Genomic DNA, 15468 nt, shown 5'->3' on the forward strand with positions numbered 1-15468 from the left:
AAGCCGCCCGCCCGTTTTCTTTGGCAGGGGAATCATCCGTGCAGGCCGCCGGTCTGCCGCTCCATGTTTTCGACCACAATATCGTGGATCTCGCCCAGACCGGCACAGTACTCCAGCACTTTCCAGGGGACGTTGGTGTGAAAATGGATTTTGATCAAATCCTCGTCCCCCACGGCCAGCAGGCAGTCACCGGGAATGTTTTGCAGGATGTAGTCATGAATGTCGTCTTCCGATAGATTTTCACCTTCAATCAGAAGCTGTGTGTCAAATTTGTATTCCAGCATACGATTTCATCCCTCATTTCAGAAACAGATGCAGCATTTTTTCCTTTTTGGAAGTGTAGGGCTGATAGCGCAGGGACAGGTCCGGCCACGCCGCCTTTTTCAGAATGCTCTTTTGATGGGAAAAACAGTCAAAACTCTGTTTCCCGTGGTATGCACCCATCCCGCTGTCACCCACGCCGCCGAACCCGAGGTGGCTGGAGGCCAGGTGGAGAATGGTGTCGTTTACACATCCGCCGCCGTAGCTGCACTGGCCAAGCACCGCTTTTTCATGCTCTTTGCTGCGGGTGAACAGATACAGCGCCAGCGGTTTGGGACGCCTCTGAATGAATTCCATGGCATCTCTTAAATTGCGATAAGTGAGAACAGGCAGAATCGGCCCGAAAATTTCTTCCTGCATCACGCCCATCCGCTCGGTGACGCCATCCAGAATCGTGGGGGCGATGCGCAGGGTTTCCGGGTCGGTCTGGCCGCCGCAGACGCACAGACCGTCGTTCAGCAGGCCGCACAGCCGTTCAAAATGCTTTTGGTTGATGATGCGGCCATAATCCGGCCAGGACAGAGGGTCGTCCCCGAAGAAAGCGTGAATTGACTTTTCCAGTTCCTCCAGCAGAGCGTTTTTCACGCTTTCCTGGCAAAGAATATAATCCGGGGCCACACAGGTTTGACCGGCGTTGAGAAACTTGCCGAATGCGATGCGCTTCGCACTGAGGGCAATGTCTGCAGTTTCATCCACGATGCAGGGGCTTTTGCCGCCCAGTTCCAGGGTGACCGGCGTCAGGAAACGGGAGGCTTTCTCCATGACCAGCTTCCCGACGGCCACGCTTCCCGTGAAGAAGATCTTGTCAAAATGCTGTTCCAAAAGCGCGGCGTTTTCCTGGCGGCCGCCTTCCACGACCGCCACGTGTTCCGCGGGAAAACAGCTTTCCAGCATTTCCCGCAGGGCGGTGCTGGTGGCAGGGGCGTAGGCACTGGGCTTGACAATGGCGCAGCACCCGGCGGCGATCGCGCCCACCAAGGGCTCCAGAGACAGAAGAACCGGATAGTTCCAGGGGCTCATGATCAGGCTGGTGCCCAAAGGTTCACTGATCACAAACCCGCGCGCAGGCATTTGGCTGGCGGAAACCGGCGCACGGCGCGGCCGCATCCAACGGGCGAGATGGCGCTTGGCAAAACGAATCTCTTCCAGCACCAGACTGATCTCGCACATATAGCTTTCGTAATGAGATTTGCCAAGATCCTGCTCCAGAGCGCGGCAGAGCTCGTTTTCGTTTTGACGCACCGCCTGCTCAAGCGAAGAGAGCGCGTTTATTCGGAATGCCCGGGAACGTGTGTTCCCCAGCTGAAAATAGGCGCGTTGTGCGGCCAAAAGTGTCTCGATGTGATTCATAAACGGTACCTCCCGTGGCCTTAGTATAGCATACAATGGCATACAGTCCAACTGTAGCATGCAAAACGGAAGAAAAAGGAAAGATTCGCAGGATAAACAGCAAAATGACAGTTGCGGACGCTGGAAACAGGCCATCTTGCCGGGCGAAGGGGCGATGTTGGGGGCATTTGCGCGGCAGAGAACGACAGAACGGCTTGCCGACGGCGTTTTTTTATGGTAAAATGAATCGCTAAGGTGGTGCATATCCTATGAGCGAAACATTTACACCGCTTGCGCAATCCCGCGCGAGCTATTATTGCAAAGGAAGTCCGGTCCATTTTGTGCAGGTAGAGTTGTTCCGGATGGACTCGACCGGAAGCACAGTGGTCACGCTGACATTCAAAAACTTTTATTCCCGCCCGATCCAGAGCTTTGTGGCGCATTACCGCTGCAAAAACCGTCAGGGTGAAGTGATTGGGGAAGAGGATTTTTCCTACGAGAACGTGGATGCATGCAACGGCGAAATCTTCGGGTACGATGATGCGGTCTTTGTGTGCGACGAGCCGCTGGGCAGTGTGGAAGTGAAGCTGGTGGCTGTTACATACGACGACGGCATTCTGCACAGCTTGAAGCGGTGCACGCCGGTTGCCCTGCCGAAGCTGCGTCCGCTGCCTGCCAATGAGCGGGCGAGTGTACGTGCGGCGCTTGGCAATCCGGAAATCAGCTATTATACCGAAGAGGCGGAAGATGGCTGGCGCTGCGGATGCGGCGGTTTCAACTACAACGTCGGGCAGGGAAAACGCATCTGCTCGGAGTGCGGGGCGGACAAGGGAATTCTGATCGCGGCCATCCACGATGCGCAGCGTGCTTCGGCTCCTCAGCGGCCCATGTATGACGCGGGGATGCAGTTTCTGCCCGTGCAGGATGACGACGTGATGTCGGCGTCCGGCCGGCCGGGTCCGCGCTATTGATTGATTCATGAACGTTACGCCGCGCGTGGCTCTGCAAGGGGCTTGCGCGGCGCCTTTGTGTGTTTTTAGGAGGTACATTGATGGCGAAGAAAAACGCCGCTTATACCAATGAGAGCATTGTCAGCCTGAAAGGCGCCGACCGTGTGCGAAAACGGCCCGGCGTCATTTTTGGGTCTGACGGAGTGGACGGATGTGCGCACTCCATTTTCGAAATCCTGTCAAACTCCATCGACGAGGCCCGCGAAGGCTACGGCGACCGCATCCTCATTACAAAATTTAAGGATCACTCCGTGGAAGTGGAGGATTTCGGCCGGGGAATGCCCGTGGATTACAACAAGGCCGAAAACCGGTATAACTGGGAGTTGCTTTTCTGCGAGATGTATGCCGGCGGCAAGTATACCGCGGGGGCGGAAAACTATGAGTATTCGCTGGGTCTCAACGGCCTGGGCCTGTGCGCCACGCAGTATTCTTCCGAGTGGATGACGGCGGATGTGTACCGCGATGGATTCCATTACCATCTGGATTTTCAGAAAGGTGAAAACGTAGGCGGCCTGCAAAAGGAACCCAGCACCCGCCGCAAAACCGGCTCCCGGATTCGCTGGAAACCGGACCGCGAGGTGTTTACGGACATCGATGTTCCCTCGTCGGCTTACCTGGATGTGATCAAGCGGCAGGCGATCGTCAACGCGGGCGTGACATTTGTATTCACCGACGAAAGCGGCCCCGAGAGAACGGTCACGGAGTTCTGCTACCAGAAGGGCATTGAGGATTACGTGGAAGAAGTGGCCAATCTGGAGAGCCTGACGCCTGTGCAGTTCTGCCAGTCTACGGCAGAGGGGCGCGACCGGGAGGACCGGCCGGACTACAAAGTGAAAATGAGTGCGGCGTTCTGTTTTTCCAACAAGACGCAGCTGCTGGAATATTATCACAACTCTTCCTGGCTGGAGCATGGCGGCAGCCCTGACAAGGCGGTCAAAACGGCTTTTGTGGCACAAATTGACGCCTATCTCCGCAGCAAGGGCCTGTACAAAAAGAACGAGAGCAAAATCAAGTTCGAAGATGTGCAGGACTGCCTGATTTTTGTGTCCAGCTCTTTTTCCACCCAGACCAGCTACGAGAACCAGACCAAAAAGGCCATCAACAACCGGTTCATCCAGCAGGCCATGACGGACTTTTTGAAACACAACCTGGAAGTGTACTTTCTGGAAAAGCCCGATGAGGCGCAGAAAATTGCCCAACAGGTTCTGGTGAACAAACAGAGCCGCGAGCATGCGGACAAAGTGCGTCAGGGCGCGAAAAAGGCACTGACCGAAAAAATCGATATCGCCAACCGGGTTCAGAAATTTGTGGACTGCCGTTCCAAGGACCTCTCCCGCCGGGAACTGTATATCGTGGAGGGTGACTCGGCCATGGGCGCCGTCAAGACCAGCCGCGATTCCGAGTATCAGGCAATCATGCCCGTGCGAGGGAAAATCCTGAACTGCCTGAAGGCGGACTACGACCGGATTTTCAAAAGCGACATTATTACCGACCTCATTAAAGTTTTGGGGTGCGGTGTGGAGCTGCGGGGCAAATCCAAAAAGGATCTGTCCAGCTTTGACGTGAACAACCTGCGCTGGAACAAAATCGTCATCTGCACGGACGCGGACGTGGACGGCTACCAGATTCGGACGCTGATCCTGACCATGCTGTACCGTTTGGTGCCGACTTTGATCGAAGACGGCTACGTTTATATTGCGGAGTCACCCTTGTACGAAATCGAGAGCAAGGGCCACACGTATTTTGCTTACACCGAATCGGAAAAAACGGAGTTTCTGGAGCGGATCGGCGATGCCAAATATACGATTCAGCGCTCCAAAGGTCTGGGCGAGAACGACCCGGAGATGATGTGGCTGACCACGATGAATCCGGCCAGCCGCCGCCTGATCAAGGTGACGCCCACAGACGCCAAGCGGACCGCAGAGGTGTTTGATCTGCTTTTGGGAGACAACCTGGCCGGCCGCAAGGAGCACATTGCCCAGCACGGCTGCGAATATCTGGACGAGCTGGACGTTTCTTAATAAAACGCAAGAGGGAGCAATATGGCGAAAAAATCAAGCAAAAAGACAGGCCCCGTTCGCCCGCAGCTGGGCGACAATGTGGAGATCCTCTCCGCGGGCAGCGTTTTGGAGCAGCCGATCACTGAAACGCTGGAGACCAACTACATGCCCTATGCCATGAGCGTGATCGTCTCCCGTGCGCTGCCTGAGATCGACGGCTTCAAGCCTGCGCACCGCAAGGTGCTGTACACCATGTACGACATGGGCCTGCTGAAAGGCGCGCGCACAAAAAGCGCCAACGTAGTGGGCAACACCATGCATTTGAACCCGCACGGCGATCAGGCGATTTATGACACCATGGTGCGTCTGGCGCGGGGCAACGAGAGCCTTCTGGTGCCGTATGTGTCCGGCAAGGGAAACTTCGGCAAGGCTTACAGCCGGGACATGGCTTACGCGGCTTCGCGTTACACTGAGGCCAAACTGGAGGACGTGTGTGCTGAACTGTTTGGCGACATTGATAAGGATACGGTCGACTTTGTGCCCAACTATGACGCGTCCACCACGGAACCCACGCTGCTGCCGGTTACGTTTCCCACCATTCTGGCCAACAACACGCTGGGCATCGCTGTGGGCATGGCCTCCAGCATCTGTTCCTTTAACCTGCGCGAGTTGTGCGAGACGACCATTGCCCTGATCAAAGATCCGGACCATGATCTGTTCTCCACGTTGCCTGCGCCGGACTTTGTGGGCGGCGGTTACATCCTGTACAATGAGAAGGAACTGAAAAATATTTACGAGACCGGGCGCGGCAGCGTGCGGGTGCGCGCCCGCTACCGGTACGAAAAAGACGGCAATATGCTGGAAATCACGCAGATTCCGCCCACCACGACGGTGGAGGCCATCATGGACAAAATCGCCGAACTGGTCAAGGCGGGCCGTGTGAAAGAAGTCAGCGATATGCGCGATGAGACGGATCTGAACGGCTTGAAACTGACCATCGATCTCAAGCGCGGGCAGGACCCGGACAAGGTCATGCAAAAGCTGTTCCGTCTGACGCCGCTGGAGGACAGCTTCTCCTGCAACTTCAACATTCTGATTGCGGGCATGCCCCGGGTGATGGGCGTGCGGGAGATTTTGAACGAGTGGACTGCTTTCCGTACGGAATGTGTGCGCCGGCGCACCTATTTCGATTTGACCGGCAAGGAAAAGCGGCTGCACCTGCTCAAGGGTTTGGCAGCCATTCTTCTGGATATTGACAAAGCGGTCCGCATTGTGCGCGAGACAGCGGAAGAGGCCGAAGTGGTACCCAACCTGATGATCGGGTTCGGTATCGATAAGACGCAGGCGGAATATGTGGCCGAAATCAAGTTGCGCCATCTCAACCGGGAATACATCCTCAAGCGCACGCAGGAAATCGAAGAGCTGGAGGCGGAAATCGCCCGGCTGAAAGAAATTCTGGACAGCCCGGCCAAGATCCGCCGCATCATCATCGACGAGCTGTCGGGCGTTGCCAAAAAATACGGCGAGGCGCGCCGCAGCGAGATCCTCTACGAAGCGGAGAGCGAGGAAGAGGATGAGGAAGAGGATTCCATGCCGGATTACCCGGTGACGGTGTTCTTTACCAGCGAAGGATACTTTAAGAAAATTACGCCGCAGAGCCTGCGCATGTCCGGCGACCAGAAACTCAAGGACGGAGATTCGGTCATTTTGCAGCAGGAAACGAAAAACAACGCAGAACTGCTGTTCTTTACCAACCGCTGTCAGGTGTACAAATGCCGTGCAGGCGATTTTGCCGATGGAAAGGCCAGCCTGATGGGCGACTACATCCCGGCGCGCCTGGGAATGGAAGAAGGCGAAACGCCGGTCTGCATGGCTGTGACGGAGGATTACAAAGGCCACATGTTCTTCCTGTTTGAGAACGGCAAGGCCGCCAAGGTCCCCATGTCCAGCTATGCCACCAAGCAGAACCGCCGCAAGCTGGTCAATGCGTTCAGCGACAAGGCTGCACTGTTCTGGGCCGCGTATTTGCACGATGAGTGCGAGCTGGCCATCCAGACCAGCGCGGGCCGTATGCTGCTGGTCCACTCCGCCCAGGTGCCGGAAAAGCAGACCAAGAATACGGCGGGTGTGAATGTGATCACGCTCAAGCGCAATCACCGCATCACGTCAGTGCGCCCGGCTGAGGGGATGGAATTGGCGGATCCCCATCGCTACCGGGTGCGCACACTGCCCGCCATGGGCGCGGTGCTGAAGGCAGAGGACACGGCGGAACAAACCAGCCTTGTGTAAAATTCCGTTTTCTGGCTTGCTTTTTTCTTTGTTTCATGCTATGATGAATCCGTTAATGTGACTGGAGGTTTAACGATGGGTGTTTTAGAGATCGTCAGCGGTGTTCTGCTGATTTTTTGCAGCCTGGCCATTTTGGTGATGGTTCTTTTGCAGGATTCCAAGGGCAGAGGATTGTCCGGCGTGATCGGCGGCGGTGAAATGATGGCGGCCGAAGGTCGCAGCAGCATGCCGAAAACCCTGCTGGCCAAATATACGAAGGTGGCTGCGATCATCTTCTTTGTGCTGACCATTCTGGTAAGTGTATTCAGCATTTATACAAAATAAGACAAAATTCAAGGCCCGCCGGCATGGCGGGCCTTTTTGCACATTGACGGGAGGAGACCGCTATGAGTCTGAAAGGGAAAATCCTGAAAGAGCTGGAGAAAAAGCCTCGCCGCCTGAAAGAGCTGAAGGCGCGCCTGGGCAATGATAAAAAAGTGACCCGCCTGATGGACGAACTGGTGAAAAAGAAGCAGGTGTTCGTTCGTGACGGAATGTATTGCGTTGCAGCCCGGGATATGGAAAAGGCGCTCAAATGCCGTCTGGCCAAACTGGCGCGGACGTTTGGATTTGCCCAGCCGGTGGAAGGCGGGGCCGACGTGTTTATTCCCGGAAAATATCTGTTGGGCGCCATGCCCGGCGATCTGGTGCTGGTGACGCTGGATGAACATCCCCGGCGTGCCGGTACGCTGGAGGGAAAAGTGATCGCCATCGCTGAGGAGAATAAGCGTTTTTGCGGAGAGGTGACCAAGCTGGACGGCCGCCTGGCACTTCTGCCGGACGCCTGCCCCCATGTTCCGCTGCTCATCAAGAAGGGGGCGGACGGCGGCGCTCGCGTTGGGGAAAAGGCTGCGGTGGAGATTTTGGAACGCGGTGAAAACCATGCGGATCACCGGGCCGGAGTGTCCATGCGCTTTGGCGCGGCAGATGTGGCTTCTCACTGTGCCAAAGCGCTTTTGTACAGTGTGGGCATTTCCCGCCATTTCCCCGCGTCGGTGAAGGAAGAAGCAAAAGTTTATGAAAATGCCCGGCTGCGTGAGAAGGACTGCAAAGGCCGCCGAGACCTGCGTGACTGGGCTGTCTTCACCATCGATTCGGCTTCGACCAAAGACATCGACGACGCCATTTCTCTGACCCGTACGGAAAACGGCTATGCCCTGGGGGTCCACATTGCGGATGTGAGCCATTATGTGCGGCCCGGGTCCGCGCTGGACAAAGAGGCTTTCAGCCGCGGAACTTCCGTGTATTATGCGGACAGTGTAGTGCCCATGCTTCCCCGTCAGCTGTCCAATGGAATCTGCAGCTTGAATGAAGGGGAGGATCGGCTGGCGTTTTCCTGCCTGATGCAGCTGGACAGACAAGGTGGTGTGATCGATTACGAATTCTGCAAGACGGTTATTCGGTCCCGGGTAAAAGGCGTGTACAGCGAGGTAAACGCCATTCTGGACGGCTCTGCCGACAACGCGGTAAAAGTGCGGTATGCACAGGTGGCGGAACAATTGCCCCTGATGCAGGAAGTGTACGAAAAACTGGCAGCTCGCCGCCTGCAGCGGGGGGCGATGAACATCGAGAGCGATGAAGCCAAGATTCTGGTGGACGAAAGCGGGCGCTGCACAGGAGTGGAAAAGCGTGTGCGGGGCGTTTCCGAATGCATGATCGAGGAATTTATGCTGCTGGCCAATATGTGCGCGGCGCGGCTGGCAAAGGAAAAAGACATTCCGTTTGTGTATCGTGTCCATGACCAGCCCGAGGCCGAGCGGGTGGAAGCGTTGAAAAAAGCTTTGCTGGCCATGAAAGTGGATGCCGGATTTGCAGGAGAGACCCCCACCGTGAAAGAGCTGGCAGCTTTGCTGGATGCCACAAGAGATACGCCGCTGGAACGGGCGGTGCACACCAATGTGCTGCGCAGTATGGCGAAAGCCAAGTACGAGCCGCAGCCCAAGGGGCATTTTGGTTTGGCGCTTGCAGACTATGCTCACTTTACCTCGCCGATCCGCCGTTATCCGGACCTGGCGATTCATCGCATTTTGGGCCGGCTGTGCGCGGGCGCATCTGCGGATGAGATCCGCCAGCAATTCACGGGCTTTGCAGCCGAGGCATCGGTTCAGTCTTCTGAGTGTGAAGTGCGTGCCATGAAAGCGGAACGGGATATTGATGACTGTTATAAGGCGGAGTATATGCAGCAGTTCATCGGTGAGGAGTTCGACGCGGTGGTGGCATCGGTCACCAGTTTCGGTCTGTATGTGGAACTTCCCAATACGGTGGAGGGCCTTGTGCGGGCGGATGCGCTTTCCACGCGGGAACTTCAGCTGATTGACGGCGTAGCGCTGGTGGAACCGCTGGGCGGACGCCGCTGGGCAGTGGGCGATAGGATGCGCGTGACGCTTGCCGGTGTAGATGTGGCTGCAGGAAACGTGGATTTCGAGCCTGCCCGAGGCGAATAACTGTTCCCCTTGTCCGCATAGAATGCGGTGAGGTGAACACGATGACATTCGTTCAGACAGTTGCGCTTTTTTGGGCGCTGGTATGTACCGCCGGGGTGGCGGCAGTTTTGTGTGGAACAAAGCACCCTTTGCTCAACGCGTTGAAAAGCGCGGGGTGCGGCGCGGCCGCTTTGGGGGCAGTTAATTTGCTGGCCGGATTTACCGGGGTGACCATTGCGCTGAATTATGCCACATCGTTTGTGGCAGTGGTGTTGGGAGCACCGGGTGTGGTGCTTTTACTGCTGGCACGCGTGTGGGTGCTGTTTTGATTTGGGAGATTGTTTATGGAATACCAGTGGTTTGCTTTTTCGGACGAACGCATGAAGCAGGCGTTCGATCTGCGAAAGGAAGTCTTTGTGGAAGAACAGGGGTTTGCCCTGGAAGATGAAATGGATGCGCAGGATCAAACCAGCCTGCATGTGCTGGGTATCACAGAACAGGGGACTGTGTGCTGTGCCCGAATCTTCTGGCAGGAGCCGGGGGTGCTTCATGTGGGACGTGTGTGTGTTCGGCGCAGCTGCCGGGGACAAGGGGTAGGCCGCGGCCTGATGGAAGAGATTTTGCGCAAAGCCGGAGAATTGGGCGCACGGCGGGCAGAGTTGGGGTCTCAGTGCGGCAGGGAAGGCTTTTATGAAACGCTGGGCTTCCGTCCCTTTGGCAATCGCTTTCTGGATGCGGGCGCCTGGCATATTGCCATGGGGCGCGACCTGAGAGAACCTTTAAGAGGCCGGAACGGTTGATTGAGGGACAAGCCGATTGCAAAAAACTGCCTTCCCCAAAAGGGGTGCAGGGGGCGCTTGAATGAGCAGGATTTTGAGAATTGCGGGAATTTTGATTTTGCTTTGGGGGTTTGTGGGCACAGTAGTGGCGGGTGTCAACTGGGCCGGTGTGCTGAGCGAGCCCTCCTGTGCGGCAGAAACCGCCCGAATGGTACTGGATGCCAGCCGGGCCCATTTTGTGCAGGGGTGCGTCAGACTGGCAGTGGGCGCGGCCCTGATTGGACTGTCCGTCTTTGTGCGAAAGAAAAATCACTGAACTGAGATGCGCAGAAGCCGTGGCTTCTGCGCATTTTTTACAAGGATATACACGCACAAAACAAATTGCTTGCGCAAGCAATTTTGTTTTGATATAATAAAGACCGTTCGCCCGGACAAGCCCGGGCGTATCCTTTTTAGGCGGTGGAAAACGATGAAGATGGAATGGATCAGATGGCTGTCCGTAGCGGACCGCTATGCCAAAATGGATCTGGACCGGCATTTGGCGCCGTTAGGGCTGAACAGCAGTCAGCACATGTACATTGTGCGCGTGTGCCGCAGTCCGGGAGTGCAGCAGGATCAGCTGGCAGAAATCTTTCACATCCATCCGAGCAACGTTACACGAAGCATAGCTTATTTGGAAAAAGAGGGCTTTTTGCGCCGGGAGCAGAATCCGCGGGATAAGCGTACCAGCCGGTTGTATCCGACCGACAGGGCACAGCAGGCCTGCGGAAGGATCGAGGAGATCTGCGAAAACTGGCAGCATGCCGTGACGGCGGATTTTACCGAGGAAGAGACAGCACTTCTGAACCGGCTTCTGCTGCGGGTGGCAGGCAGCGCCGTAGCGCGCATTGAAAGCCAAAATGCAGGGGAGGAAGAGAAATAATGACCAAAGACAATCCATTGGGGTATGAACCGCTGCCCCAGCTGCTGAAAAAATTTGCGGTACCCAGCATCATTGCAATGCTGGTCAGCTCTCTGTACAATATTGTGGACCAGATTTTCATCGGGCAGGGCGTGGGCTATCTCGGAAACGCCGCTACCAATGTGGCATATCCGCTGACGACGATTTGTATGGCCATTGCGCTTCTGATCGGCATCGGAAGTGCATCGCGCTTTTCGCTTTATCTGGGAGCCGGCGAAAAAGAGAAGGCAGCCAGGGTCGTGGGCAATGCCTTTTTGATGATGCTCGTTGGCGGAATTGCATACACCGTTTTGGTAGAGCTGTTTTTGCGCATCCTGCTGACGGCTTTTGGCGCGACGCCGGATGTCATGCCTTACGCAGAGAGCTACACCCGTATCACTGCACTGGGAATGCCGCTTCTGATCGTCACAAACGGCATGAGCAATCTGGCACGTGCGGACGGCAGTCCCAAATATTCCATGGTCTGCATGCTTTTGGGCGCGGTGATCAACACCATTCTGGACCCCGTTTTCATCTTTGTCTTCGGCTGGGGTGTAGCGGGTGCGGCCTGGGCCACCGTCATTGGTCAGTTCTTTTCTTTTCTGGCGGCGGTGCAGTACCTGGGGCGCTTCCAGCATGTGCAGCTGCGGCGGGAAATGTTCCGCCTGAGCCCGCAGGAAAGCATCCGCATTGCGTCTCTGGGCATGAGCAGCAGCCTGAACCAGCTGGCGATCACACTGGTGCAGATCGTGCTGAACAATTCTCTCACCTACTACGGGGCTGCTTCGGAATACGGCACCGATATTCCTCTGGCGGCCAGCGGCATCGTCATGAAGACAAACGCCATTCTGCTGGCGGTGATCATCGGTATTTCCCAGGGATCGCAGCCCATTGTCGGCTTCAACTACGGGGCGCGGCAGTACGATCGGGTGCGGGGAATTTACAAGCTGGCGGTCAGTTGCTGCGTAGCGGTGGGCAGCGTGGGGTTTGTTCTGTTTGAATTTTTTCCCACACAGATCATTTCCATTTTCGGAACCGGTGATGCGCTGTATTTTGAATTTGCCGTGAAGTTCATGCGCATCTTTCTGATGATGATTTTCATCAATGGCGTGCAGATGATTTCTTCCAACTTTTTTGCTGCCATCGGAAAGCCGGTAAAGGGCATGGTGCTGTCCCTTACGCGGCAGGTGCTGTTCCTGATCCCGCTTTTGCTGATCCTGCCATTGCGGTGGGGAATGGACGGCATTCTGTTCTCCGGTCCGGTGGCGGATTTTGCAGCGTTTGTTACGACCGTGCTTCTGATTCGGCATGAAATGAAGCATATTCGCGCACTGGAAGAAGCGCAGAAAGCATAAGGAAAGCGAGGCGTTCTTTTGATCAAAGACCTGACCAAGGGGAGCCCGGCCTCTGTGCTGTGGCGTTTTTCCATCCCTATGTTTATCAGTGTGATTTTTCAGCAGATGTACAACATTGCCGACAGCGTGATTGCCGGCAAGTTCGCGGGGGAGGACGCGCTGGCGGCTGTGGGCGCGTCCTATCCCATCACCATGATTTTTATGGCCATTGCCGTAGGCAGCAACATCGGCTGTTCCGTAGTCATCTCCAATTTGTTCGGTGCAAGAGAATATACGCGCATGAAGACCGCGGTCAGCACAACGCTGCTGGCGTCTCTGGCGCTTTCGGTGGTGCTGACAGGTGCCGGACTGGTGGGGACCAGGGCGCTGATGCGTATGGTCAATACGCCGGACAATATTTTTGAGGACGGCGCTTTGTATCTGGCCATTTACGTGGGCGGATTTACCTTCCTGTTTCTGTACAATGTTGCCACGGGCATTTTTACTGCTTTGGGCGATTCCCGCACGCCGCTGTATTTCCTGATCGGCTCTTCATTGGGGAATATTGCGCTGGATTACATCTTTGTGCGTTATTTTGAATGGGGTGTGGCCGGTGTGGCCTGGGCGACCTTCATTGCGCAGGGCATCGCCTGTATTCTGGCGGTGTGGACGGTGGTTCTGCGCTTGCGGGATGTGCCCACCGAGGGACAGGCTCCGCTGTTTTCCATGCCGATGCTGTGCCGCATCGCGCTGATTGCCGTGCCCAGCATTTTGCAGCAGAGCTTTATTTCCGTGGGTAATATTTTCATTCAGGGGTTGGTCAACAGCTACGGTTCCTCTGTCATTGCCGGCTATTCCGCCGCGGTGAAACTGAATACCTTTGCGCTGACCAGCTTTACGACTCTGGGCAACGGAATTTCCAACTTTACGGCTCAGAATCTGGGTGCGGGCAAACCGGATCGGGTGCGTCAGGGGTTCCGGGCGGGCGTGATTATGACGCTGCTGGTGGCGGTTCCCTTTTTCGTTGCCTACTTTGTGTTCGGCCGGCAGATGATCTTTTTGTTCATGACCAGTGAGAGCGGAAAAGCGCTGGAGACCGGTGTGGAATTTTTGCATATCATTTCGCCCTTCTATTTTGCCATTTGCATCAAGCTGATGGCAGACGGTGTTCTGCGCGGCGGCGGCGCCATGAAGGCGTTTATGGTTGCAACCTTTTCCGACTTGATTCTGCGTGTGATTTTGGCATTTCTGTTCTCCGGCATTTGGCAGGAACGGGGAATCTGGCTCTCCTGGCCGCTTGGTTGGGTAGTGGCGACGCTCATGTCGCTGGCGTTTTACAAAAAAGGCGTCTGGAAACAGATGCTCAAGTCTTGAATCCATCAAAAAACCTCCTGTCCGGAAAGTCCCGGGCAGGAGGTTTTTGATTACAGCGAATACCAGTATTTGCGGTCCAGATTGCGGTACTGCACGGCCTCACTGACATGCCAGACCTCCAGGGTTTCGCTGCCGTCCAGATCTGCAATGGTGCGGCTGACTTTCAATACCCGGTCATATGCGCGGGCTGAAAGTCCCAAACTCTGAAAAGCGGATTCCAGAATTTTTTCCGCGTCCCGGGTCATGGGGCAGGCTTGGCGCAGCATGGCGCTGGGAAGCTGGGCGTTGCATGAAATGCCGGTCCCTTCGTAGCGCTTTGTCTGGCGGTCCCGGGCAGCGCACACCCGCCTGAGAATATCTGCGCTGCGTTCGCCGCCGCTTTCCCGGCGCAGTTCTTCGTAGTTGACCGGGGCGACCTCCACGTGAAGATCAATGCGGTCCAGAAGGGGACCGGAAATTTTTTGCAGATAGCGGTTGATGGCTCCGGGCGAGCAGGTACATGCCCGGGTGGGATGGCCGAAATATCCGCAGGGGCAGGGGTTCATGGCTGCCACCAGCATGAAGCGGGACGGGAAAACCGCACTTCCCGCCACACGGCTGACGGTCACATGACCGTCTTCCATGGGCTGACGCAGAATTTCCAGTACATCGCGCCGGAATTCCGGCAGCTCATCCAAAAACAAAACGCCGTTGTGCGAAAGGCTTACTTCCCCGGGGCGGGGCGTGCTTCCGCCACCTGCCAGGCCGGCGGCGCTCACCGAGTGATGCGGCGCGCGAAAGGGGCGGCGCGTCATCAGCGAACTGCCTTTTTCCAGAAGCCCGGCCACCGAATAAATTTTGGTGCAGTCCACAGCCTCGGAACGTGTCAGAGGCGGCAGAATGCCGGGGAGCCGTTTGGCCAGCATGCTTTTTCCGGTGCCCGGCGCGCCGATGAGCAGAATATTGTGTCCGCCGGCAGCGGCGATCTCCATGGCGCGACGTGCTTCCGGCTGTCCGTGCACATCGGCAAAATCCGGCACATCGGCGCCGAGCACGGCGGAAAAGGAGACCGGATCTGCGGGCGCAAGAAGCTGCTCTCCGCGCAGATGGCGCACCACATCCAATGCGCTGTGCACAGGGTAGACGGTCAGTTCTCCCGCTGCGGCCGCTTCCGCCGCGTTTTCGGCGGGAACAAACAGCGTGCGCAGCCCGGCTTCCCGCGCGGCCAATGCCATGGGCAGCACGCCGGTGACGCTGCGAACCTGGCCGTCCAGCGACAGTTCTCCCAGAAAAGCCGCATCAGCGGGAACGCTCTCCAACTGTCTGCTGGCGCACAAAATTGCCAGAAGGACGGGAAGGTCGTATACCGCACCGGTCTTTTTGATGTCCGCGGGAGCCAGATTGACGGTAATGCGGCTGGCGGGCCAGGTGAAAGACAGATTTTTCAGGGCACTGCGCACCCGGTCGGCCGATTCTTTTACGGCGCTGTCCGGCAGACCGACGATCGCAAATTGGGGCAGGCCGCCGCTCACATCCGCCTCTACACGCACAGCAAAACCGGAAAGTGCATATACCCCAAGACTGTTGACTGTGGCGAACATTCCGATATCAACCGCCTTTTCGACAAAATATTGTGGTTACAGTATATCTT

Annotated in this window: 14 protein-coding genes; 11 read left to right on the forward strand and 3 right to left on the reverse strand. The window is 56.3% G+C overall.

Annotated elements, in window-relative coordinates; all coding sequences use genetic code 11:
- Nucleotides 1-32: 32 nt before the first annotated feature.
- Nucleotides 33-284 carry a kinase to dihydroxyacetone kinase gene (locus ACKTS9_RS15980; protein ID WP_349216449.1) on the reverse strand — a complete coding sequence of 84 codons (252 nt, stop codon included), beginning with the start codon at nucleotides 282-284 and terminating at the stop codon, nucleotides 33-35.
- Nucleotides 285-297: 13 nt separating this feature from the next.
- Complete coding sequence (locus ACKTS9_RS15985) at nucleotides 298-1671, reverse strand: aldehyde dehydrogenase (RefSeq protein WP_407881801.1); 1374 nt, start codon at nucleotides 1669-1671, stop codon at nucleotides 298-300.
- 248 nt (nucleotides 1672-1919) lie between these two features.
- Between ACKTS9_RS15985 and ACKTS9_RS15990 the strand changes: the two genes are divergently transcribed.
- The 11 genes from ACKTS9_RS15990 to ACKTS9_RS16040 all read left to right on the forward strand — a co-directional run bounded on the left by ACKTS9_RS15990 (nucleotide 1920) and on the right by ACKTS9_RS16040 (nucleotide 13838).
- On the forward strand, nucleotides 1920-2621 hold the full coding sequence (locus ACKTS9_RS15990) for a hypothetical protein (RefSeq protein WP_349216447.1): 702 nt from the start codon (nucleotides 1920-1922) through the stop codon (nucleotides 2619-2621).
- An 80-nt stretch (nucleotides 2622-2701) separates the two neighbouring features.
- Nucleotides 2702-4681, forward strand: coding sequence for a DNA gyrase/topoisomerase IV subunit B (locus ACKTS9_RS15995; protein WP_349216446.1), 1980 nt, complete (start codon nucleotides 2702-2704; stop codon nucleotides 4679-4681).
- A 21-nt stretch (nucleotides 4682-4702) separates the two neighbouring features.
- Nucleotides 4703-6949 carry a DNA gyrase subunit A gene (locus ACKTS9_RS16000; protein ID WP_349216445.1) on the forward strand — a complete coding sequence of 749 codons (2247 nt, stop codon included), beginning with the start codon at nucleotides 4703-4705 and terminating at the stop codon, nucleotides 6947-6949.
- A 75-nt stretch (nucleotides 6950-7024) separates the two neighbouring features.
- On the forward strand, nucleotides 7025-7273 hold the full coding sequence (gene secG / locus ACKTS9_RS16005) for a preprotein translocase subunit SecG (protein ID WP_349216444.1): 249 nt from the start codon (nucleotides 7025-7027) through the stop codon (nucleotides 7271-7273).
- Between the two features lie 62 nt (nucleotides 7274-7335).
- Complete coding sequence (gene rnr / locus ACKTS9_RS16010) at nucleotides 7336-9432, forward strand: ribonuclease R (protein ID WP_407881802.1); 2097 nt, start codon at nucleotides 7336-7338, stop codon at nucleotides 9430-9432.
- Between the two features lie 41 nt (nucleotides 9433-9473).
- On the forward strand, nucleotides 9474-9740 hold the full coding sequence (locus ACKTS9_RS16015) for a pro-sigmaK processing inhibitor BofA family protein (RefSeq protein ID WP_349216442.1): 267 nt from the start codon (nucleotides 9474-9476) through the stop codon (nucleotides 9738-9740).
- A 15-nt stretch (nucleotides 9741-9755) separates the two neighbouring features.
- Nucleotides 9756-10211 (forward strand): GNAT family N-acetyltransferase, encoded by a 456-nt coding sequence (locus tag ACKTS9_RS16020; protein ID WP_349216441.1) that lies wholly within the window; start codon nucleotides 9756-9758, stop codon nucleotides 10209-10211.
- 61 nt (nucleotides 10212-10272) lie between these two features.
- A complete protein-coding gene (locus ACKTS9_RS16025; RefSeq protein ID WP_349216440.1) occupies nucleotides 10273-10506 on the forward strand; it encodes a hypothetical protein in 234 nt (77 codons plus the stop codon).
- A gap of 159 nt (nucleotides 10507-10665) precedes the next feature.
- Nucleotides 10666-11112, forward strand: coding sequence for a MarR family winged helix-turn-helix transcriptional regulator (locus ACKTS9_RS16030; protein WP_349216439.1), 447 nt, complete (start codon nucleotides 10666-10668; stop codon nucleotides 11110-11112).
- Nucleotides 11112-12485 carry an MATE family efflux transporter gene (locus ACKTS9_RS16035; protein ID WP_349216438.1) on the forward strand — a complete coding sequence of 458 codons (1374 nt, stop codon included), beginning with the start codon at nucleotides 11112-11114 and terminating at the stop codon, nucleotides 12483-12485. Before ACKTS9_RS16030 ends, ACKTS9_RS16035 begins: the two co-directional genes overlap by 1 nt.
- 18 nt (nucleotides 12486-12503) lie before the next feature.
- Entirely contained in the window at nucleotides 12504-13838 is a 1335-nt protein-coding gene (locus ACKTS9_RS16040; RefSeq protein ID WP_407881803.1) for an MATE family efflux transporter, read from the forward strand.
- A 50-nt stretch (nucleotides 13839-13888) separates the two neighbouring features.
- On the opposite strand, the gene ACKTS9_RS16045 is transcribed toward ACKTS9_RS16040, so the two are convergent.
- Nucleotides 13889-15418, reverse strand: a complete 1530-nt coding sequence (locus tag ACKTS9_RS16045) for a YifB family Mg chelatase-like AAA ATPase (RefSeq protein ID WP_349216436.1) — start codon at nucleotides 15416-15418, stop codon at nucleotides 13889-13891.
- Nucleotides 15419-15468 lie beyond the last annotated feature (50 nt).

Origin of the sequence: Owariibacterium komagatae, assembly GCF_045865535.1 — a bacterium.
Classification (GTDB): Bacteria; Bacillota; Clostridia; order Oscillospirales; family Ruminococcaceae; genus Ruthenibacterium; species Ruthenibacterium komagatae.

What these genes read in the sequence shown, in the direction of transcription:
- ACKTS9_RS15980 (WP_349216449.1), bottom strand. Translation starts at nt 284, where the DNA reads ATGCTGGAATACAAATTTGACACACAGCTTCTGATTGAAGGTGAAAAT.
- ACKTS9_RS15985 (WP_407881801.1), bottom strand. Translation starts at nt 1,671, where the DNA reads ATGAATCACATCGAGACACTTTTGGCCGCACAACGCGCCTATTTTCAG.
- ACKTS9_RS15990 (WP_349216447.1), top strand. Translation starts at nt 1,920, where the DNA reads ATGAGCGAAACATTTACACCGCTTGCGCAATCCCGCGCGAGCTATTAT.
- ACKTS9_RS15995 (WP_349216446.1), top strand. Translation starts at nt 2,702, where the DNA reads ATGGCGAAGAAAAACGCCGCTTATACCAATGAGAGCATTGTCAGCCTG.
- ACKTS9_RS16000 (WP_349216445.1), top strand. Translation starts at nt 4,703, where the DNA reads ATGGCGAAAAAATCAAGCAAAAAGACAGGCCCCGTTCGCCCGCAGCTG.
- secG (WP_349216444.1), top strand. Translation starts at nt 7,025, where the DNA reads ATGGGTGTTTTAGAGATCGTCAGCGGTGTTCTGCTGATTTTTTGCAGC.
- rnr (WP_407881802.1), top strand. Translation starts at nt 7,336, where the DNA reads ATGAGTCTGAAAGGGAAAATCCTGAAAGAGCTGGAGAAAAAGCCTCGC.
- ACKTS9_RS16015 (WP_349216442.1), top strand. Translation starts at nt 9,474, where the DNA reads ATGACATTCGTTCAGACAGTTGCGCTTTTTTGGGCGCTGGTATGTACC.
- ACKTS9_RS16020 (WP_349216441.1), top strand. Translation starts at nt 9,756, where the DNA reads ATGGAATACCAGTGGTTTGCTTTTTCGGACGAACGCATGAAGCAGGCG.
- ACKTS9_RS16025 (WP_349216440.1), top strand. Translation starts at nt 10,273, where the DNA reads ATGAGCAGGATTTTGAGAATTGCGGGAATTTTGATTTTGCTTTGGGGG.
- ACKTS9_RS16030 (WP_349216439.1), top strand. Translation starts at nt 10,666, where the DNA reads ATGGAATGGATCAGATGGCTGTCCGTAGCGGACCGCTATGCCAAAATG.
- ACKTS9_RS16035 (WP_349216438.1), top strand. Translation starts at nt 11,112, where the DNA reads ATGACCAAAGACAATCCATTGGGGTATGAACCGCTGCCCCAGCTGCTG.
- ACKTS9_RS16045 (WP_349216436.1), bottom strand. Translation starts at nt 15,418, where the DNA reads ATGTTCGCCACAGTCAACAGTCTTGGGGTATATGCACTTTCCGGTTTT.